Genomic DNA, 20,078 nt, shown 5'->3' with positions numbered 1-20,078 from the left:
GGGCCGCACCGGCCCCTACCGTGTGTCCCGCACTCCGGCGGCTCCGTAGACTGGTTCCACTGTGACGTGACACGAAGCCACGGCAGAGGCACGCAAGGCCGCGTGCATCACGGAGGGAGCGATCTCGTTGGGTGTTCTTGCCCGTATCCAGACGCCTGACGATCTTCGTCAGCTGAATTCGGCGGAGATGAAGCAGCTCGCCGCGGAGATTCGTGAGTTCCTCGTGCAGAAGGTCGCGGCGACCGGTGGTCATCTCGGCCCCAACCTGGGCGTCGTCGAACTGACCCTCGCGTTGCACCGCATCTTCGAGTCGCCCGCCGACCCGATCATCTTCGACACGGGCCACCAGGCGTACGTCCACAAGATCCTCACCGGTCGCAAGGACGATTTCGACTCGCTCCGCAAGCAGGGTGGCCTGTCCGGGTACCCGTGCCGGGCGGAGAGCGATCACGACTGGGTCGAGTCCTCGCACGCGTCGGCGTCGCTGTCGTACGCGGACGGCCTCGCGAAGGCCTTCGAACTGACCGGTCAGGACCGCCACGTCGTCGCCGTCGTGGGTGACGGTGCGCTGACCGGCGGCATGTGCTGGGAGGCCCTGAACAACATCGCGGCAGGCAAGGACCGCTCGGTGGTCATCGTCGTCAACGACAACGGTCGTTCCTACGCACCGACCATCGGTGGTCTCGCCGACCACCTCGCCGCCCTCCGCCTCCAGCCGGGATACGAACGCATCCTCGACAGCGGCCGCCGGATGGTGAAGAAACTTCCCTGGGTGGGTCGGACCGCCTACTCGGTCCTCCACGGCATGAAAGCGGGCCTCAAGGACGCCGTCGCCCCGCAGGTGATGTTCACGGACCTGGGCATCAAGTACCTCGGACCGGTCGACGGACACGACGAGGCCGCGCTCGAATCCGCGCTGCGCCGCGCGAAGGCGTTCGGTGGCCCGGTCATCGTCCACGCCGTCACCCGCAAGGGCATGGGTTACGCGCCCGCCGAGAACCACGTCGCCGATCAGATGCACTCGACCGGCGTGATCGACCCGCTCACCGGTAAGGCGACCGGGTCGGCGTCCGCCGACTGGACGTCGGTGTTCTCAGCCGAGCTGATCGATCAGGCGAGTCACCGGCAGGACATCGTGGCGATCACCGCGGCGATGGCGGGCCCCACCGGTCTCGCCGCGTTCGGCGAGAAATACCCCGACCGGATGTTCGACGTCGGGATCGCCGAGCAGCACGCCGTCACGTCGGCGGCCGGCCTCGCCCTGGGCGGCCTGCACCCGGTGGTCGCGGTCTACTCGACGTTCCTCAACCGCGCGTTCGATCAGCTGCTGATGGACGTGGCGTTGCTGAAGCTTCCCGTCACCCTCGTTCTCGACCGCGCGGGTATCACCGGCAACGACGGCGCCAGCCACAACGGCATGTGGGACATGTCGCTGCTGGGCATCGTCCCCGGAATGAAGGTCGCGGCTCCCCGCGACACCGCCACCCTGCGGGAGGAACTGGACGAGGCACTGGCGGTCGACGACGGTCCGACCGCGCTCCGGTTCCCGAAGGGCACCGTCGGCGACGACGTACCCGCGGTGAGCCGCCTCGACGGCGTCGTCGACATCCTTCGTGCCCCCTCCGGGCGGAACGACGTGCTCGTCGTGTCGGTCGGCGCGTTCGCCGGTCTCGCGCTCGCCGCGGCGGAACGCCTGGAACAGCAGGGCATCTCGGCGACTGTCGTCGACCCGCGGTGGGTCCTGCCGGTCCCGGAGTCGCTGGTGAAGCTCGCCGAGGACTACACGATGGTCGTCACCGTCGAGGACAGCGGACTGCACGGCGGTGTCGGTTCCACCGTGTCCGCCGCGCTGCGGGCGGCGGGGGTCGACGTCCCCTGTCGTGATCTCGGTGTTCCGCAACAGTTCCTCGACCACGCGTCGCGCGCGCAAATCCACGCCGAGCTGGGCCTCACCGCGCAGGACGTCGCCCGGCAGATCACCGGATGGTTCGCCGGCCTCGGGAACCTGCGCCCCGAGCAGCAGAACGGCGTCGTCGCCGACCTCGATGCGCAGCGCGCGGAGAAGCAGCAGGGCTGAGCCGTTGCACAGAAATCCGGCCGAATCACAGTGTGATTCGGCCGGATCCGTATGTGCCTGGGTCAGGTGTGCATCTCCTCGAGCTCCATCCCCTTCGTCTCCCGGACCTTCGACCGGACGAAGAAGAACGACAGCAACGCGAAGAACGCGAACAGCCCGTACAGGAACCACAGCCCCACCGAGCGGGTGAGCGGCGGGAATGCCAGCGTGACCGTGAAGTTCGCGATCCAGTTCGCCGCCGTGCTGATGCCGAGTGCGTAGGCGCGCATGTTGTTGGGGAACATCTCGCCCAGCATCACCCACATGACCGGGCCCCAGGTGGAGGCGAAGAAGATCACGAACAGGTTGGCGCCGATCAGGGCGACCGCCCCCCACGGGCTGGGGAGCACGACGTCGTCGCCGCTGCCCGTCGCCTGGGAGAAGGCGATTGCGGCCATGAGCAGGCTCACGAACATGCCGAGCGAGCCGACCATGAGCAGGATGCGCCTGCCGATCCGGTCGACGAACAGGATGGCGACGAACGTCATGCCCACGTTGATGATCGACGTGATCACCGACGTGGTGAACGACTCGTTCTCGGTGAAGCCCACCGACTTCCAGAGCGTGGTGGAGTAGTAGAAGATCGCGTTGATACCCACGAACTGCTGGAAGATGGCCATGAAGATGCCGACCCAGACGATGGGCTGCAGCCCGAACTTCGGGCCGCGAATGTCGTCGAACGACGCCGTCGATTCGTGGCGGAGGGTCAGCCGGATCTCGGAGACACGCTCGTGCGGGTCGACTTCACCGGTGATGTTCGCGAGGATGTCGGCCGCTTCCTGATCGAGGTGCTTGCCGACCAGGTAGCGGGGTGACTCGGGAATGAGCAGGGCGAGAATGCCGTACACGACCGCGGGGACCACACCGACGATGAACATCCAGCGCCAGGCCTCGAGGTTCAGCCACAACTCGTTGGAGGCGCCGCCCGCGGCGTTCTGCAGCACCGCGTCCGACAGCAGCGCGGCGAAGATGCCGAGAGTAATGGCCAACTGCTGCAGCGACGCCAACGCGCCGCGGTAGCGGGCCGGCGCGATCTCCGAGATGTACGTGGGCGCAATGACCGACGCGATACCGATGCCGAGACCGCCGAGGACGCGCCACAGCATCAGGTCGGGGACGCTGAACGCGAGACCCGCTCCGAGCGAGGACACGACGAACAGCACCGAACCGAGCAGCATCACTTTCTTGCGGCCCCAGCGGTCCGCGAGGCGACCCGCAAACCATGCGCCCACAGCACATCCGAGCAGTGCGATCGCCACGGCGAAGCCCGTGAAGAACGATCCGAGTTCGAAGTGGCCCTGAATGGAGTCGACGGCACCGTTGATGACCGAGCTGTCGAAACCGAAGAGAAATCCACCGACCGCGGCGGCGACGGTGACGCCGATGACCTTCGCGGTGTGTCTTTCGGACATCTGCGTCATCGCATACCTGCTTTCGGCGAGCGTTCCTGATGCGGGCACAGCGGAAATATGTGTCTCGAATCACGCTACGCCCGACACCGCCTGTCAGGCGGGAGTTCAGGCACCCGCTTTCGTGGCGGCCTCGCTCAGCTGAGGTGTCAGCTTGTCCAGAACCCACGGGGTCGCGAGAACGCTGGTCTGGCTGAGCCCCGAGATGATCTTCGTGTCCGACAGCGCGACCGCGGTTCCACGCCCGATGGCACCGAGATTCGCGTAGGCCGGGTTCGCGGCCACGGTCGTGTTCTCCGGGACGAACGCGACCACGACGTCGGCGTCGACATCGGAGATGTTCTCCACGGAGATGTCGGCGAAGAACTTGTCCGGATCATTGGCAGCGGCCAGCTTCTGCACACCGGGAGACACGGTGAACCCGAGCTGGGTCAGCACCTGGACGCGGGGATCGGAGGGCATGTAGACGTTGACCGTCGCGGCGTCGGTGTCGAAGTTGATCACCGAGATCGTCTTGCCGGCGAACTCGGGGTGCGCGGCGGCGGTCTGAGCGAGGGTGTCGTCGAGACCGGCCACCAGCTGCTCCGCCTCGGCGCTCTTGCCGAGTGCCTGTCCGACCAGCGTGGTCTGGTCCTGCCACGTGGTCTGCCACGCCTTGTCCGGGTACGCCACCGTGGGGGCGATTCCCGACAGCTTCTCGTACGTCGCCTGGTCGAACCCTTCGTACGGGGCGAGCACGACATCGGGGGCCAGCGAGGCGACGCCCTCGATGGGGGTGGACGTGGCCGTGTCGAGCAACGTGGTCCGGGACGGATCGAATCGGTCCTGCAGCCAGGGCATCACACCGTTCGCCTCGGCGCCGTACGTGTACTTCGGCATGCCGACCGGTGTCTCGCCGAGCGCGTAGACGACGTCCTGGGCGTTCCATCCGAGCGTGACGATACGTTCGGGTGCCCCGTCGAGGGTGGTCGATCCGAACGTGTTCTCGATCGTGACCGGAAACCCTTCACCGGACGCTTCCGTGGTTCCTCCGTTGTCACCGGACGAGCACGCGGCGAGGAAGAGGGACGAACTTGCCACGGCGAGTGCGACTGCGATCTGACGTCTGGCGGTGGGTGCGAACACGGCAACGACTCCTTCGGGACGAAAACAGAAGGTAAGCCTAACCTAGACTCGAGTGCTCCCCGGGCGGACGTCGCGACTTCGAATCACCCTGATTGAAACTTCCCGGCCCGGCCCGGCCTGGCGCATTTCCGGGTCGTTGCCGGGTTTTGGCTGGTGAGGCGGCTCGGGCCCGGCGCGGACCCGGCCGATTCGCGGGGGCGCCCCGAGCGGCGGTTCGCGGCGACTCCGGGCCCCGCCGACTGCCGTTAGCGTTTGTCTTCGTCCAGCTCACACGCACTATCGACGAAGGAAACCATGGTGGTGAATCCGACTCCCCTCCTGACGGCGTCGCGCAGTTCCCGCGCGGACCATGCGCGCAGATTCGCCGACCTGCTCCGCCAGCAGATCCACGCGGACTCCTTCGCCGAGCGCGGATTGCCGTCGGAATCGGAGCTGGCCGCCGAGTTCGGTGTGTCGCGCAATGCGGTACGCGACGGACTGGCACTGCTCAAGCAGGAGGGGCTCATCGACCGGGCCCCGCGGGTGGGAACCCACGTGGCGCAGCGCAAGTACGACCACGGTCTCGACGCCCTCCTCGGGCTGAAGGAGACTCTGAAGGGGCACGGCGACGTCCGCAACGACGTCCGCGCCGCCCTGGAGATCAGCCCGCCACCTGCCGTCGCCCGCCGCCTGCAGCTGGAGCCGGGCGAACCCGCCGTCTACATCGAACGGGTGCGGTACCTCGGCGACCTGCCGCTCAGCCTGGACCTCACCTACCTCGTCCCCGACATCGGAGCCGAAATCCTCGGTCACGACCTCGAAACCAACGACGTGTTCGCGCTGATCGAGGAAGTCTGCGGTCAGCCCCTCGGCTCCGCCGATCTGGCGATCGAATCCGTAAACGCCGACGCCCATTCCGCCGCGAACCTCCAGACGCCCGAGGGTGCGGCGCTCCTGTTGCTCGAACGCCTCACCCGGCTCGTCGACGGACGTCCCGTCGACCTCGAATACATCCGCATGCGCGGTGACCGAATCACCATGCGCAGCAGCCTCGTCCGCCGACCCGACATCACGAACTGGGAGCTCACCTCATGACCTTGGTCAATCAACGAGCAGACGTACCCGTCACCATCGACGAGTCGCTGTGCATCGAGGGCTGCACCCTGTGCGTCGAGATCTGCCCGCTCGATTCGCTGGCCATCAACCCGGAGAACGGCAAGGCCTTCATGCACGTCGACGAATGCTGGTACTGCGGTCCCTGCGCGGCCCGCTGCCCGACCGGCGCGGTCACCGTGAACATGCCGTACCTCCTCCGCTGAGCGAAAGACCACCCAGATGAAGCGACGCTCTTCCACCCTCGCGATCGCCGCCGCGGCACTGACCCTCGTGGCCACGAGTTGCTCCCTCGAACCGTCGGCCGACAACGGTGACGCGGTCACGCTCGTGATCGGGTACCAGTCCAAGACGATCAACACCGTCACCGCCGGAACGCTGCTGCGCGCACAGGGATACCTCGAACAACGCCTGCAGGACGTGACGGAGCAGACCGGGACGAAGTACTCCGTCGAGTGGCAGGACTACGACACCGGTGCGCCGATCACCGCCCAGATGGTGGCCGAGAAGATCGACATCGGATCGATGGGCGACTACCCGATGCTGATCAACGGCTCCCGCACCCAGGCGAACCCGCGCTCGAAGACGGAGATCGTCTCGGTCACCGGCTACAACCCGAACGGCGCACTGAACATGGTGGTGGTGCCGCCGAATTCACCGGCCACCACACTCGGCGACCTCGCCGGCACGAAGGTGTCCGCGAGCGTCGGCTCCGCAGGCCACGGCACCCTCGTCCAGGCCCTCGACCGCGCCGGAATCGACCCGGGCACCGGCGTCGAGGTGCTCAATCAGCAGCCGCAGGTCGGATCCTCGGCCCTGGAATCCGGTCAGGTGGCGGCGCTGTCGCAGTTCGTCGCCTGGCCAGGGCTTCTCGTTTTCCAGGACAAGGCCAAGCTGCTGTACGACGGCGCCGAACTCCGAACCCCGACTCTGCACGGTGTGGTGGCCCGTGAGGCGTACGCGGACGAACACCCCGAGGTTCTCGACGCGTTCCTCCGGGCACAGCTCGACGCCACGCGGTTCGTCCAGACGCAACCGCTCGAGGCGTCGCGGATCGTGGCCGACGCGAGCGGCCTGCCCCAGGAGGTCGTGTACCTGTACAACGGTCCGGGCGGCACCTCGTTCGACACCACGCTCAAGCCGGGCCTGATCGGTGCGCTGAAGAACGATGTGCCGTACCTGAAGTCGATCGGCGACTTCGCCGACCTCGACGTCGACGGCTTCGTGAACGACGCTCCGCTCCGGTCCGCGTTCGAGGCCGACGGGCAGGACTACGACGCCGCGCTCGCGTCCACGGCCAACCCGACGTCGGTCACCGGCACCGATCCCGTGTGCGCCACCGCCCCGGGCGATCCGGCGCTGGCCGGGGAGGTCTGGTTCGACGGCGCCACCGAGACGCAACCGGCCGCGAACCCGACGTGCCTGCTCCGGGCGGTGAAACAGGCCCGGGCCGAGGGCCGCACCGTCCGCGCCGCGTACGTCCCCGACGCCGAACTGGGCACCCGGTGGTTCGCCGACAAATCGGTGTGGGTGCGCGACGGCGACAACTTCCTTCCCTTCACCACCGGTGCCGCGGCAGACCGGTACCTGCGCGCACACCCCACGGGCGCCGTGATCACGTACGACCGCGCGGTCGAGGAGGTGCGGCAGTGACCACCCTGCACCAGCCGACGGTCCTGGTCGACACCGAAGTCGCTGCCGAAGAACACGATCCGGCATCGACGCGCCGACGAACCTCGCCGTGGCGGTCACGCCTCGTGCGGATCACGTCCGTGATCGTGGCGATCGTCGCATGGCAGGTGCTGACCGCCAACGACGTGCGGGTGTGGTTGCGGTTCGACACGCTCCCCACCGTCACCGACGTCGTGTCCGCGTTCGGTACCCAGCTGCAGAGCGACCTGTTCTACCTCGACCTCGGGCAGTCGCTGATTCGCATCCTCAGCGGATTCGGACTCGCGACGGTGGTCGGTGTGGCCACCGGAATCGCCCTCGGCAGATCGGAACTGTTCGCCGACGTCCTCGGTCCGCTGACGGAGCTCGCACGTCCGATCCCTGCCATCGCGGTGGTGCCCGTCGCGATCTTGCTGTTCCCCAGCGACGAGGCCGGCATCGTGTTCATCACGTTCGTCGCCGCGTTCTTCCCGATCATGGTGAGCACCCGGCACGCCGTCCGGGCCCTCCCGACATTGTGGGAGGACTCCGTGCGCACGCTCGGGGGCGGACGTTGGGACGTGCTGTCCCGAGTCGTGCTGCCCGGAATCCTGCCGGGCGTCTTCGGTGGACTGTCCGTCGGGATCGGGGTGGCGTGGATCTGTGTGATCTCCGCCGAGATGATCTCCGGCAGGCTCGGAGTCGGGTACCGCACCTGGCAGGCGTACACGATCGTCGACTATCCCGGCGTCTTCGTCGGCATGATCACCATCGGCATCCTCGGTTTCGCGACGTCCGGCGCAGTCGAACTGCTCGGCAGGCGCGTCACCCGCTGGCTGCCACGAGGGGAGCGCGCATGACCGCCACCGCAACAGCGTCCGTTGCCGCCGGCATGGCGCTGGTCCTCGACGACGTCACCCTGTCCTACACGGGGAACCCCGTCATCCGTTCGCTGTCGCTGACCGTGGTTCCCGGCGAGATCCTCGTGCTCACCGGACCTTCGGGGTGCGGCAAGTCCACCGTGCTGCGCGCACTGGCCGGTCTGCTGCCGCCCGATTCGGGCCGCGTCGTCGCCGACGGCGCGGCGGTGGAGTCGACGTCCCGGGACCGGGCCGTCGTCTTCCAGGACAACGCGCTACTCCCGTGGCGCACGGTGCGCTCGAACATCGAGTTGGCCCTCGCACTCCGCGGCGAACCCCGCAAGGGACGCCGTGAGACCGCCGATCGCTGGATCGCGGAGGTAGGTCTGACCGGGTTCGGCGACTTCCTGCCCAAGAACCTGTCCGGCGGCATGCGCCAGCGAGTGCAGTTGGCGCGCGGCCTCGCCGGGGCGCCGCGGGCCGTGATGATGGACGAGCCGTTCGGCGCCCTCGACACCCAGACCCGCGGCGTCATGCAGCGACTGCTCGTCGACACGTGGAGCACCCACCCGACGACCGTGGTGTTCGTGACCCACGACGTGGACGAGGCGGTGCTGCTCGGCGACCGCGTCGCGGTGCTCGGCCGGGCCGGTGAGCCGCTGCGGGCGCTCGTCGACATCCCGCACCCCCGGGACCGCGACCACCTCGACCACCCCGACACCCGTGCCGCGCGCGCCGACGTGCTCGCCGCACTGAACCACACTTCGGAGACCTGATGGACATCCCCGACCTCGCCGACGCCGTCCGTCTCGATTGCGACGTGCTCGTGATCGGTGGCGGCACCGCCGGCACGATGGCGGCGCTGACCGCCGCCGAGAACGGCGCGAACGTGCTCCTGCTCGAGAAGGCACACGTGCGCCATTCCGGCGCGCTCGCAATGGGAATGGACGGCGTCAACAACGCCGTCATCCCCGGCAAGGCCGAACCCGAGGACTACGTCGCCGAGATCACCAGAGCCAACGACGGAATCGTCAACCAGCGGACCGTGTACCAGACGGCGACCCGCGGATTCGCGATGGTGCAGCGCCTCGAGAAGTACGGCGTGAAGTTCGAGAAGGACGAGTACGGCGAGTACGCGGTCCGCCGGGTACACCGCTCCGGCTCGTACGTGCTGCCGATGCCCGAGGGCAAGGACGTGAAGAAGGCCCTCTACCGGGTGCTGCGGCAGCGGAAGATGCGGGAGAAGATCCGCATCGAGAACCGCCTGATGCCCGTCCGGGTGCTGACGGAGAACGGCCGTGCCGTCGGGGCCGCGGCGCTGAACACCCGCACCGGCGAGTTCGTCGCGGTCGGGGCGAAGGCGGTGATCCTCGCGACCGGTCCGTGTGGCCGGCTCGGGCTCCCCGCGTCGGGGTACCTCTACGGCACGTACGAGAACCCGACCAACGCCGGTGACGGTTACTCGATGGCCTATCACGCGGGAGCCGAACTGAGCGGCATCGAATGCTTCCAGATCAACCCGCTGATCAAGGACTACAACGGTCCGGCGTGCGCGTACGTCGCGAACCCGTTCGGCGGCTACCAGGTGAACGCCGAGGGGGAGCGGTTCGTCGACTCCGACTACTGGTCGGGGCAGATGATGAGCGAGGTCAAGAGCGAGATCGAATCCGCCCGCGGTCCCATCTATCTGAAGGTCAGCCACCTCCCGGAGGAAACCCTCGACACGCTCGAATCGATCCTGCACACCACCGAACGCCCCACCCGCGGCACGTTCCACGCGAACCGCGGCCACGACTACCGCAGCCACGACATCGAGATGCACATCTCCGAGATCGGCTTGTGCAGCGGACATTCCGCGTCCGGGGTGTGGGTGGACGAGCACGGCGCGACCACCGTCCCCGGCCTGTACGCGGCAGGCGACCTCGCGTGCGTCCCCCACAACTACATGATCGGCGCCTTCGTCTACGGCGACCTCGCCGGAGCGCACGCCACCGGCACCCTGCCCGGCGTCGAGGCGCCGACGGCGCTGCCCGCGGAGCAACTGGCCGCCGCGCACGAGCTGATCTACCGGCCGCTGCGCAACCCGGACGGGCCGCCGCAGCCGCAGGTCGAGTACAAGCTGCGCCGCTTCGTCAACGACTATGTCGCGCCGCCGAAGACGGCGACGAAGCTGTCGATCGCCGTCGAGGCGTTCGACCGGATGGCGGGGGAGATCGCCGGGATGGGCGCGACCACCCCGCACGAGCTGATGCGCTGCGCGGAGGTCACGTTCATCCGGGACTGCGCGGAAATGGCGTCCCGCAGCTCCCTCACCAGGACCGAAAGTCGATGGGGGCTCTACCACGAACGGGCGGATCTCCCGGAGCAGCGGGACGACGAATGGGGATACCACCTGAATCTGCGGCGCGGCGAGAACGGCGACATGGAATTCCTCAAGCGCCCGGTGGAGCCGTACTTCGTGCCGGTGCCCGGACTCGATTCCCTTCCGCCGGTGGACCGGACGGTCGTACCCGTCGCGCAGCCGCCGCTGGTCGGGGGGCGTGCCCCGGTGGAGGAGCGCTCGCGCATCGCGTCGCCGGTCCGGCAGGAGCCGTCGTCACCGGCCATCGTCGCGGTCCTCGGACTCGACGCGCCGAGTGTCGCCGAACTCGCACCGTATCTGGCCGACGCCGACCCGCAGGTCCGCGTCACGGCCCTCTCGGTGCTGACGGAAGGAACCCCCGACGGATTCGGGGCGGCACTCGTCGACGCCCTCGGTGACGGTGCGGTGACGGTGCGCCGCGCTGCCGCCGACGGCCTGCGCGAACTCGTCGAGGTGCTGCCGTCCGCGGACGGACTGGCCGACCACCTGGGGTCGGGTGACGCCGTGGTCCGGGCCGCCGTGGTCGACGTATTACGCGCGCTGCACGCCGGTTCGGCGGAGCAGTTCCTGACGGCGCTGTCCGACGGCGATCACCACGTCCGGATCGAAGCGGTGCGGGCGCTGGTCTCGCTGGACCGGTGGGAATCGGTGGCAGCGGGGGCACACGACGAGAACCGCGAAGTGCGGATCACCGTCGCGCACGGCCTGGCCACCATCGGGATCGGTGGTGTCGACACCGTGCGCGCACTGGCCGGCGACCGCGACCCGCTGGTGCGCGCTGCCGCGCTCACGGCGTTCGCGAGTCTGGGCTGCGACGGTGACGACGTGACCGTCGCGACGGCGGCGCTACGGGAGTCGGCCTGGCAGATCCGGCAGGGAGCCGCACGGGCACTCGCCGGAGCGGACCCCGAACTCGCGGTGCCCGCGCTGGCGGACGCCCTGACGGATGCGCACCTCGACGTGCGCAAGGCCGCCGTCCTCGCGCTCGGCCGGTGGTCCGGCGACCGCGCCGCCGTCGGCGCGCTGACCACGGCCCTCGAGGACACGGACGCCGACGTGCGGGCGTACGCCCGCCAGGCGCTCGTCGCCGCCGATCACGTCCCCGTGTCCTGAGCAGGTGAGTGGCAATGTGTGCCGNTGCCACTCACCTCCGGGTCAGACGCTCGCGACGCCCGGTGCCAGGAACCGCTTGCCGTTGACGGCCTCGGACGTGCCGGTGCGGTCCAGGTACGGCGTGATGCCACCGTTCCAGAAGCCGAATCCGCCGCCCAGGATCAGGCAGAGGTCGATGTCCTCGGCCGCGGCGACGACACCCTCGTCGAGCATGATCTGGATCTCCTCGGCGAACGCGCGACGCGTGCGCTCCAGAACCTCTTCGGACGTGGACGCTTTGTCGCCCTGCTTCCACAGTTCGGCGACCTCGGGGTCGACGACCTGCTTGCCGTCGGCACCGTAACTCCACACCGCCGACTTCTTGGCCTCGACCAGCGCCTCGAGTCCGGGGGAGTTGTGGAAGCGCTCGGGGTACGCCTCGGCGAGGGTCTCGCCGGTGTGCAGCGCAACCGCAGGCCCGACGAGGGCCAGCAGGGTGAAGGGGGTCATCGGCATGCCGAGTTCGGCGATGGCGTTGTCGGCCACCTCGAACGGGGTGCCCTCGTCGACCGCGTTCATGACCTCACCGAGGGTGCGGATCAGGAGCCGGTTGAAGACGAACCCGGGCAGGTCGGCGGAGCCGACGGCCGACTTCTTGAGCGCCTTGGCGGTGGCGAATGCCGTTGCCAGGGTGGCGTCGTCGGTCTTCTCGCCCTTGATGACCTCGAGCAGCGGCAGCACGGCGACCGGGTTGAAGAAGTGGAAGCCGACCACCCGCTCTGGGTGCTTCAGGTCCGCGGCCATCTTGGTGATCGACAGCGAGGACGTGTTGGTCGCCAGGATCGTCTCCGGGGCGATGTGCTCCTCGAGTTCCGCGAAGATCTTCTTCTTCAAATCGAGGTTCTCGAACACGGCCTCGATCACGAAGTCGGCCTTCGCGAACGCGGCCTTGTCCAGCGAGCCGGACACGAGACCCTTGAGACGGTTCGCCGCGTCCGGGGACAACCGGCCCTTGCCCTGCAGCTTGTCGATCTCGCCGTGGACGTAGCCCACACCCTTGTCGATGCGTTCCTGGTCGATGTCGGTGAGGATGACAGGCACCTTGAGCTGGCGGACGAACAGCATCGCGAGCTGGCTGGCCATCAGACCGGCACCGACGATGCCGACGCCGGTGACCTTGCGGGCGAGGGACTTGTCCGGTGCGCCAGCGGGACGCTTGGCACGCTTGTTGACCAGGTCGAACGCGTACAGGCCCGCGCGGAGCTCGTCGGCGAGCAGCAGGTCGGCGAGCGCCTCGTCCTCGGCGGCGAAGCCCTTGTCGAGCGACGCGGGATCGGTGAGATCGGTGGTCCGGGCCAGCTCGAGGAGCTCGACGGCCTTGACCGGTCCGGGGGCGTTGTTCTTGGTCTTGCCCTCGACGATCGCCTTCGCGCGGGCGATCGCGTCGTCCCAGCTTTTGCCCCGGTCGATCTCGGGACGCGCCGGGGTGATCTCGCCGGCCAGGACCTGCGCGGCCCAGGCGAACGACTGCTCGAGGAAGTCGGCCGAACCGAACACCGCGTCGACGACGCCGAGTTCGAGGGCCTTCTTCGGGTTGAGCGTCTTGTTCTGGTTCAGCGCGTTCTCGAGCACGACGGTGACGGCGTTCGAGGGGCCGATGAGGTTGGGCAGCAACTGCGTTCCGCCCCAGCCCGGAACCAGTCCGAGGAACGTCTCGGGCAGACCCAGTGCGCCCGCGCTCTCGGATGCGGTGCGGTAGTGGCTGTGCAGCGCGACCTCGAGCCCGCCGCCGAGTGCGACGCCGTTGACGAACGCGAACGTCGGCACGGACGATTCGCGCAGCCGGCGGAACACCTTGTGCCCGAGCCGGCCGAGTTCGAGCGCCTGGTCACGGTTCGTGATGCTCGGAACGCCCTTGAGGTCCGCGCCGGCGGCGAAGATGAAGGGCTTGCCGGTGATCGCGATCGCGACGGGATGGGCCGCGAACGCCTCGTCCAGTGCGGCGTCGAGGGCCTTCAGACCGCCCGGGCCGAACGACGACGGCTTGGTGTGGTCGAAACCGTTGTCGAGGGTGATCAGCGCGACCGGGCCCTCGATGCCGGGTACGGCGACGATCTTGGTGTACGCGTTGGTCACGACCTCGTCGGCGAATGCCGTTGCAATGTCGGTCATCTACTTGGCTCCATCGAAGTTCGGGTTCTCCCAGATCACGGTTCCGCCCATGCCCAGACCGATGCACATCGTGGTCAGGCCGTAGCGGACGTCGGGGCGCTGGGCGAATTGGCGGGACAGCTGGGTCATCAGGCGGACGCCGGAGGACGCGAGGGGGTGGCCGCACGCGATGGCGCCGCCCCACTGGTTGACGCGCGGATCGTCGTCGGCGATGCCGTAGTGCTCGAGGAACGCGAGGACCTGAACGGCGAAGGCCTCGTTGATCTCGAACAGACCGATGTCCTCGATCTTCAGGCCGGTGCGGGCAAGCAGCTTCTCGGTGGCCGGCACCGGGCCGATGCCCATGACTGCGGGGTCGACGCCCTGGAACGCGAATCCGACCATGCGCATGCCGATCGGCAGTCCGAGTTCGAGCGCGGTGTCCTCACCGGCGAGGAGGGCGGCGGTCGCGCCGTCGTTCAGACCGGCCGCGTTACCCGCGGTGATCCGGCCCGCGGGACGGAACGGCGTCTTCAGCTTGCCGAGGTCCTCGAGCGTGGTGCCCGGACGCGGCGGCTCGTCCTCGGTGGCCAGACCCCAGCCGGCGGCGGAGCGGGTGGCGACGGGCACGAGGGTGTCGGCGATGAAGCCGGCCTTGCGGGCGGCCTCGTACTTGTTCTGGCTCGCGACGGCGTACGCGTCGGTGCGGTCCTTGGTGATGGTCGGGAACCGGTCGTGCAGGTTCTCGGCCGTGTTGCCCATGACGAGCGCGCTGGGGTCGACGAGGCGGTCGGCGAGGAACCGGGGGTTCGGGTCTGCGCCTTCGCCCATCGGGTGGCGGCCCATGTGCTCGACGCCGCCCGCGATCACCACGTCGTACTGGCCGAAGCCGATGCCCGACGCGGTGGTGGTGACGGACGTCATGGCGCCGGCGCACATGCGGTCGATCGCGAAACCGGGGACGGTCTCGGGGAGCCCGGCCAGGATCGCGGAGGTGCGGCCGATGGTGAGACCCTGATCGCCCGTCTGGGTGGTCGCGGCGATGGCGACCTCGTCGATGCGCGCGGGGTCGAGCTGCGGATTACGGCGAAGCAGCTCGCGGATGGTCTTGACGACGAGGTCGTCCGCGCGGGTCTCCGCGTAGATGCCCTTGGGGCCGGCCTTGCCGAACGGAGTGCGGATGCCGTCGACGAACACGACGTTGCGTTGGGTTGTGGTGGATGGAGCCACGCGAATTCCTCCTGATGGAGCAGTTTGGTTCCGGATCACGGCCAGGCGTCCGGCCTCCAGACCAGCGTACCCCTACCGTTACTCGCGGGTAACTTAATGGGTACCTCATCGGGAATTCACGCGCTCACCCCGCGCGTCGGTGCAGTCGATCAGTCGCCGGAACCCTTCTGCTCGGCGGCGGAGAGCAGCGCGCTCGCCAGCACGGGCACCGTCAGCATCCGCTGCCAGGGGCGGGCACCGCCCGCGTCGAGCACCCGGTCGATCGCCGACTCGACGTCGCCGCCCTCGGGGGCCGACCAGTCCCAGCACAACCTGCGGACGAGTTCCGGGGTCACCAGGTTCTCCACCGGCACCGACACCTCCTCGCCGAGAGCGGCCAGCGCGGCGCGGGCCGCCGTCAGCCGCTCGGCGGCGTCGGGGTCGTGCCGCGCCCACCGGCTCGCCGGCGGCGGTCCCGTGAACGGCGGGGTCTTCGGTGGCAGTTCGGTGTCCGGCAGCGCCCGGGCATCCTCGAGCGCCTGCAGCCAGATCCGGGAGTGCCGCCGCTGACGGGGACCGCCGAAGACGGGCAGCGCCCGGAGTGCCTCGATGCTCCGCGGGTCCTTCGTCGCAGCGTCGATGATCGCCGCATCCGGCAGGACCCGGCTGGGGGAGACGTCGCGTTTGCGGGCGAGGTCCTCGCGGGCCTGCCACAGCGAGCGGGCGGCGGCGAGTTGCCGCTGCGTCTTCAGCGACGTGATGTGCGACGTCCGCCGCCAGCGGTCGGCCTTGGGCTTCGGGGGCCCCGCGAGCCGGATGTGCTCGAATTCCTGTGCAGCCCACTCGCTCTTGCCCTGCCCGTCGAGTTCCGCGGCCATCACGTTCCGCAACTCGACGAGAACCTCGACATCGAGGGCCGCATAGTTCAACCAGGAATCGGGCAGCGGCCGCTTCGACCAGTCGGCGGCGCCGTGACCCTTCCGCAGTTCGAGGCCCAGCGTCCGCTCGACGATCGCGGCGAGACCGACCCGTTCGAACCCGGCGAGGCGCCCCGCCAGTTCGGTGTCGAACAGTGTCGCCGGAGCCAGACCGATCTCCGCGAGCCCCGGCAGATCCTGGTCCGCGGAGTGCAGGATCCACTCCAGCGGGTTGATCACCTCCGCCAGCGGGGCGAGATCGGCGGCGGTGGGGATCGGGTCGAGGAGCACCGTCCCCGCACCCTCCCGGCGCAACTGCACGAGATACGCCCGCGCCGAATAGCGGAAGCCGGACGCCCGCTCGGCGTCGACGGCCAGCGGCCCGGTGCCCTCGCTCAGCGCGGCCGCGGCCTTCGCGACACCCTCCGCCGTGGTCACGACGTCGGGCACGCCGTCCCGGGGTGCGAGCAGGGGAACGATCTGCCGGCCGGGCTCTTCGGCGGGGCCGGGTGACGAGGCGTCGTCGGTGACTTCGGACATGACAGCTGACTCTACGTCGCTTCGGGATTCCCGCAGCGCACCGGCGGGTTCACGACCGGTTCCCCGCTGCCTCGACGAGCTCGTCCAACGCCGCGGGAAACGCGTCGACGAGGTCCCAGAGGTGGGGTGCGAGTTCCGGGCAGCTCATCAGGCCGACGTCGAGCTGACCGTTCAGCGACATCACCGTGACGTTGAGCCCGGCGCCGTGGAAGATCGGTCCCAGCGGATACATCGCCTTGATCAGCGCGCCCAGGAAGTACAGCGGGACCGACGGCCCGGGCACGTTGGAGATCACCAGGTTGTGGACCACCGGATGCCGTTCCGCCAGGCCGAGGGTCGAGTAGAGGCGCATGGCGGTGCCGAACACGGCCTGCCCGGCGAACTGGGACCAGTCCTGCAGCAGGCTCGCGCCGAGGGTTTCGTTGTGTTCCTTCGACGTCGAGTTGTGCTCGCCGATCGCGAGCAGGCGTTCGGCCGGATCCTCGATCTGGGTGCCGAGTTGAGTGAACATGCCGGAAACCTGGTTGGTGCCCGGCCGGTCCGACTTTCCGTGGACCGAGACCGGGACGATGGCGACCAGCGACTTGTCGGGCAGCTCCCGGCGGTCTTGCAGGTACTTGCGCAGTGCGCCCGAGCACAGTGCGAGCACCACGTCGTTGACCTTGACGTCGAACGCGTCCTTGACCGTCTTGACCTTCTCGAGGTCGAGCTGGGTGAACGCGAGATTGCGGTGACTGGTCAACGTGCCGTTCAGGGACGTGCGCGGCGCGGTGAACGGCGCGGGCATCGCGGCGCCGCGGCGGGCCCGGCCGATCCAGCGGGGCAGCAGTGTCAGGCTCTGCGGGACGATCCTCAGCAGTTTCGCGGGCCGGGACGCGACGGCGAGCAGCCCGCCGACGGCGATGTCGAGTGTGCTGGCCTGCCCGGCGCTCTCGGCGGACTCGTCGGGGCCGGGGCGTGGTGCGTCCGGTTCGAGGCCGCACAGCTGGGCCATCATGTTGGCGCCGGTGATGCCATCGACCCCGGCGTGGTGCATCTTCGACATGACGGCGACGGAGCCGTCCTCGAGACCCTCGATCACCCACATCTCCCACAGCGGCCGGGCGCGGTCGAGGGGAATGCCTGCGATGTCACCGCACAGTTCGGCCAGCTCGTCGCGGCCGCCGGGGGCGGGGAGCGCGACGCGGTGGCAGTGCCGGTCGATGTCGAAGTCGGTGTCCTCGACCCACACGGGGTGGTCGAGGTTGAACTTCGAGTCCTGCAGCTTGCGCCGGAACGAGGGAATCGCCTCGGTGCGCGCGCCGAGTTCCGCCTTGAGCTGGGCGAACGTGTAGCCGCCCGGAACCGTCGACGCGTCGAGAACGATGACTCCGCAGACGTGGAGGAGTTGCGTCGACGTTTCGAGGTAGAGGAAGGACGCGTCGAGACCGCTGAGTCGCTGCATACTCCCGATACTAGAACACGTTCTAGATTGTGGTCCATCGAATCGTGAAAGTGTGAGGTCGTCGCCGTGGCCTGCCCCACGATTGGCGGCTCCGTCTCGTTCTCGATCCGGCGTCCGCCGGCTGGGGTGGGCAACCGATCGATTAGAACATGTTCTACGGTTGGAGGTATGACCCGAGGCTTCGTTCTCCGGCAGGCCGTCGGCGCCGCACTCGCCGCCAACGCCCTGCGTCCCCTGCCCGGTGCGCCCACGTCGGTGGTCGCGTTCTTCTCGGGGTGGCTCACCACCGAACTCGCGCCGCACCTGCTCGCCGTGACCGCGGCCGACGCCGCCCAGCACGCCGCGCGGCACGGAACACGAACCCGAAGCGACCGTGTCGGCCTCGCGTTGGCCGCCGCATCCGCCGCCGGGCTCGCCGCCGTGATCGCCACCGGCCGCGGCGCCGGAGCGGAAGCCGAATCCGCGCTCGTCGACACGCTCGGCGAGAACTACACCGACCGCGACGCAGCCATCGAACACCCCGGGCGACCGGTGTGGCGGCAACTCCTCAACCCGTTCTGGATGCGCAACAAGGCGGTCACCCGGGTCCGCAACCTCGCGTACGGGCCGGGCGGGCGGCGGGCCCGCCTCGACATCTATCACCGGCAGGATCTGCCGTCGAAGAGCCCGGTCCTCCTGCAGATCCACGGCGGGGGATGGGTGATCGGGAACAAGGATCAACAGGGTCTGCCGCTCATGCTCGAGATGGCCTCGCGGGGGTGGGTGTGCGCGGCCGTCAACTACCCGCTGTCGCCGAAGGCGAAGTGGCCCGAACACCTGATCGCGATCAAGCAGGCGCTGGCCTGGCTCCGGGAGCACGTCGAGGAATACGGCGGCAACCCCGACTTCATCGCCGTCACAGGTGGTTCCGCGGGCGGCCACCTCGCCGCCATGGTGGCACTCACCGCGAACGACAGTCACTTGCAGCCGGGCTTCGAGGACGTCGACACATCGGTTCAGGCGTGTGTCCCGTACTACGGGGTCTACGACATCGCCGGCGACACCGGAATCAAGGCCGTCCTCCAGCGCGTGCACTCCGGACTGATGCCGATGGTGCTCGGCAAGCAGGCCACGTTCCCCGACGACTACCGGGCCGCGTCCCCGCTCGCGCACCTCCGGGCGGACGCACCGCCGTTCTTCGTGATCCACGGCACGAGCGATTCGCTGATCCCCGTCGCCGAGGCGCGGATCTTCGTCGACGAACTCCGCCAGGTGTCCGACAACCCCGTCGTCTACGCCGAACTGAAGGGCGCGCAGCACGCGTTCGACGTGTTCCCCTCGATCCGCAGCATCTCCGTCACGCAGGCGGTCGGGCGATTCCTGGAATGGTCGCGCAGCGCCACCACCGACGTGCCCGCGGCGGGCACGGAATCGGCCTGACTATTTGCCGCCCAGCGTCCGCAGCTGCGACACCCCGGCGGGCGGCAGACCGGCCGCATACGCCAGGACCTCGCAGAACGCCTCGACGTGCGTCGCCAGTTCGACCGATGTCGCCGTCCACGACGCGCGCAGTTCCAGCTGATGCGCATGCGGGGGACCGGCGATGTCGCCGTAGCGCACCGACGTCGTCGCCGTCACCGTCCCGCCGAGCGCGTTGAGAGGTTCGTGGCGCGACTCGAGTGCGTCGACGAGCCAACTCCACGCCACTTCGGGAAGCAGCGGGTCGGACGCCACGGCGGCGTCGAGATCGGCCTGAACGTAGGCGACCAGCCGCATCGTGCCGTTCCAGGCCTCGTCACCCTCGGGGTCGAACAGGAGGATCAGCCTGCCGAACGCGTCACCCTCGCTCTGTTCGGCGACGACCCCGGTGTCCTCGTGCACGACCTCTGCGCCGACGGCGTAGCTGTACGGCGCGAGCCGTTGCGGGGGCCGGATGGGGCCCAGCTCGATGTCCGCGCGAACCTGCGCGGAATTCATCGCTTCGACCGCGGCGCGGAACTCGGCCGGTTCGGCGGGCGATCCCGAAGTCGTCACAGCTCGGGACGTTAGACCCGGACCCAGACATCTCGTCGGAGGCGCGCCGAGCAGGGCCGATCGGCGGCGGAGTCCCGGCATGGCAGCATGAGAGCTGC

Annotated in this window: 15 protein-coding genes; 8 read left to right on the top strand and 7 right to left on the bottom strand. The window is 68.8% G+C overall.

The features are described 5' to 3' along the window. Window positions 1–127: 127 nt before the first annotated feature. Complete coding sequence (dxs, locus tag ACNJ7E_RS24835; protein ID WP_283353149.1) at window positions 128–2,077, top strand: 1-deoxy-D-xylulose-5-phosphate synthase; 1,950 nt, start codon at window positions 128–130, stop codon at window positions 2,075–2,077. Between the two features lie 62 nt (window positions 2,078–2,139). Here dxs and ACNJ7E_RS24830 read toward each other — a convergent pair whose 3' ends face one another. Then, window positions 2,140–3,537 carry a sugar porter family MFS transporter gene (locus tag ACNJ7E_RS24830; RefSeq protein ID WP_280783323.1) on the bottom strand — a complete coding sequence of 466 codons (1,398 nt, stop codon included), beginning with the start codon at window positions 3,535–3,537 and terminating at the stop codon, window positions 2,140–2,142. A gap of 96 nt (window positions 3,538–3,633) precedes the next feature. Beyond that, entirely contained in the window at window positions 3,634–4,650 is a 1,017-nt protein-coding gene (locus tag ACNJ7E_RS24825; protein WP_418341198.1) for an iron-siderophore ABC transporter substrate-binding protein, read from the bottom strand. Between the two features lie 294 nt (window positions 4,651–4,944). Here ACNJ7E_RS24825 and ACNJ7E_RS24820 point away from each other — a divergent pair, with 294 nt between their 5' ends. The 6 genes from ACNJ7E_RS24820 to ACNJ7E_RS24795 are packed head-to-tail and all read left to right on the top strand — an operon-like array spanning window position 4,945 to window position 11,727. Further along, entirely contained in the window at window positions 4,945–5,724 is a 780-nt protein-coding gene (locus ACNJ7E_RS24820) for a GntR family transcriptional regulator (RefSeq protein ID WP_280783325.1), read from the top strand. Further along, window positions 5,721–5,948, top strand: coding sequence for a 4Fe-4S dicluster domain-containing protein (locus ACNJ7E_RS24815; RefSeq protein WP_005240903.1), 228 nt, complete (start codon window positions 5,721–5,723; stop codon window positions 5,946–5,948). Before ACNJ7E_RS24820 ends, ACNJ7E_RS24815 begins: the two co-directional genes overlap by 4 nt. A gap of 16 nt (window positions 5,949–5,964) precedes the next feature. Further along, a complete protein-coding gene (locus ACNJ7E_RS24810) occupies window positions 5,965–7,395 on the top strand; it encodes an ABC transporter substrate-binding protein (RefSeq protein WP_317567475.1) in 1,431 nt (476 codons plus the stop codon). Beyond that, window positions 7,392–8,252, top strand: coding sequence for an ABC transporter permease (locus tag ACNJ7E_RS24805; RefSeq protein ID WP_280783328.1), 861 nt, complete (start codon window positions 7,392–7,394; stop codon window positions 8,250–8,252). The genes ACNJ7E_RS24810 and ACNJ7E_RS24805 overlap by 4 nt, the downstream gene beginning before the upstream one ends. Further along, window positions 8,249–9,028, top strand: coding sequence for an ABC transporter ATP-binding protein (locus tag ACNJ7E_RS24800; protein WP_280783329.1), 780 nt, complete (start codon window positions 8,249–8,251; stop codon window positions 9,026–9,028). The genes ACNJ7E_RS24805 and ACNJ7E_RS24800 overlap by 4 nt, the downstream gene beginning before the upstream one ends. Then, on the top strand, window positions 9,028–11,727 hold the full coding sequence (locus ACNJ7E_RS24795) for a fumarate reductase/succinate dehydrogenase flavoprotein subunit (protein ID WP_283353150.1): 2,700 nt from the start codon (window positions 9,028–9,030) through the stop codon (window positions 11,725–11,727). Before ACNJ7E_RS24800 ends, ACNJ7E_RS24795 begins: the two co-directional genes overlap by 1 nt. A 42-nt stretch (window positions 11,728–11,769) precedes the next feature. Here ACNJ7E_RS24795 and ACNJ7E_RS24790 read toward each other — a convergent pair whose 3' ends face one another. From ACNJ7E_RS24790 to ACNJ7E_RS24775, 4 genes are all read right to left on the bottom strand, one after another. Beyond that, entirely contained in the window at window positions 11,770–13,878 is a 2,109-nt protein-coding gene (locus ACNJ7E_RS24790; RefSeq protein WP_418341197.1) for a 3-hydroxyacyl-CoA dehydrogenase NAD-binding domain-containing protein, read from the bottom strand. Beyond that, on the bottom strand, window positions 13,879–15,087 hold the full coding sequence (locus ACNJ7E_RS24785) for a thiolase family protein (protein WP_005240909.1): 1,209 nt from the start codon (window positions 15,085–15,087) through the stop codon (window positions 13,879–13,881). It lies immediately after the preceding gene. 149 nt (window positions 15,088–15,236) lie between these two features. Beyond that, window positions 15,237–16,523, bottom strand: a complete 1,287-nt coding sequence (locus ACNJ7E_RS24780; protein WP_280783333.1) for a ribonuclease D — start codon at window positions 16,521–16,523, stop codon at window positions 15,237–15,239. 49 nt (window positions 16,524–16,572) lie between these two features. After that, a complete protein-coding gene (locus tag ACNJ7E_RS24775) occupies window positions 16,573–17,967 on the bottom strand; it encodes a WS/DGAT/MGAT family O-acyltransferase (RefSeq protein ID WP_418341196.1) in 1,395 nt (464 codons plus the stop codon). 168 nt (window positions 17,968–18,135) lie between these two features. Between ACNJ7E_RS24775 and ACNJ7E_RS24770 the strand changes: the two genes are divergently transcribed. Continuing rightward, entirely contained in the window at window positions 18,136–19,386 is a 1,251-nt protein-coding gene (locus ACNJ7E_RS24770) for an alpha/beta hydrolase fold domain-containing protein (protein WP_280783335.1), read from the top strand. Here ACNJ7E_RS24770 and ACNJ7E_RS24765 read toward each other — a convergent pair whose 3' ends face one another. Further along, complete coding sequence (locus ACNJ7E_RS24765; protein ID WP_418341195.1) at window positions 19,387–19,980, bottom strand: DUF3000 domain-containing protein; 594 nt, start codon at window positions 19,978–19,980, stop codon at window positions 19,387–19,389. Between the last annotated feature and the right edge of the window lie 98 nt (window positions 19,981–20,078).

Origin of the sequence: Rhodococcus mengyinensis, from assembly GCF_048381435.1 — a bacterium.
Lineage (GTDB): Bacteria > Actinomycetota > Actinomycetes > Mycobacteriales > Mycobacteriaceae > Rhodococcus_F > Rhodococcus_F opacus_D.
Note: the sequence above shows the minus strand (reverse complement) of the source record. Positions and strands in the feature narration are given on the sequence as shown.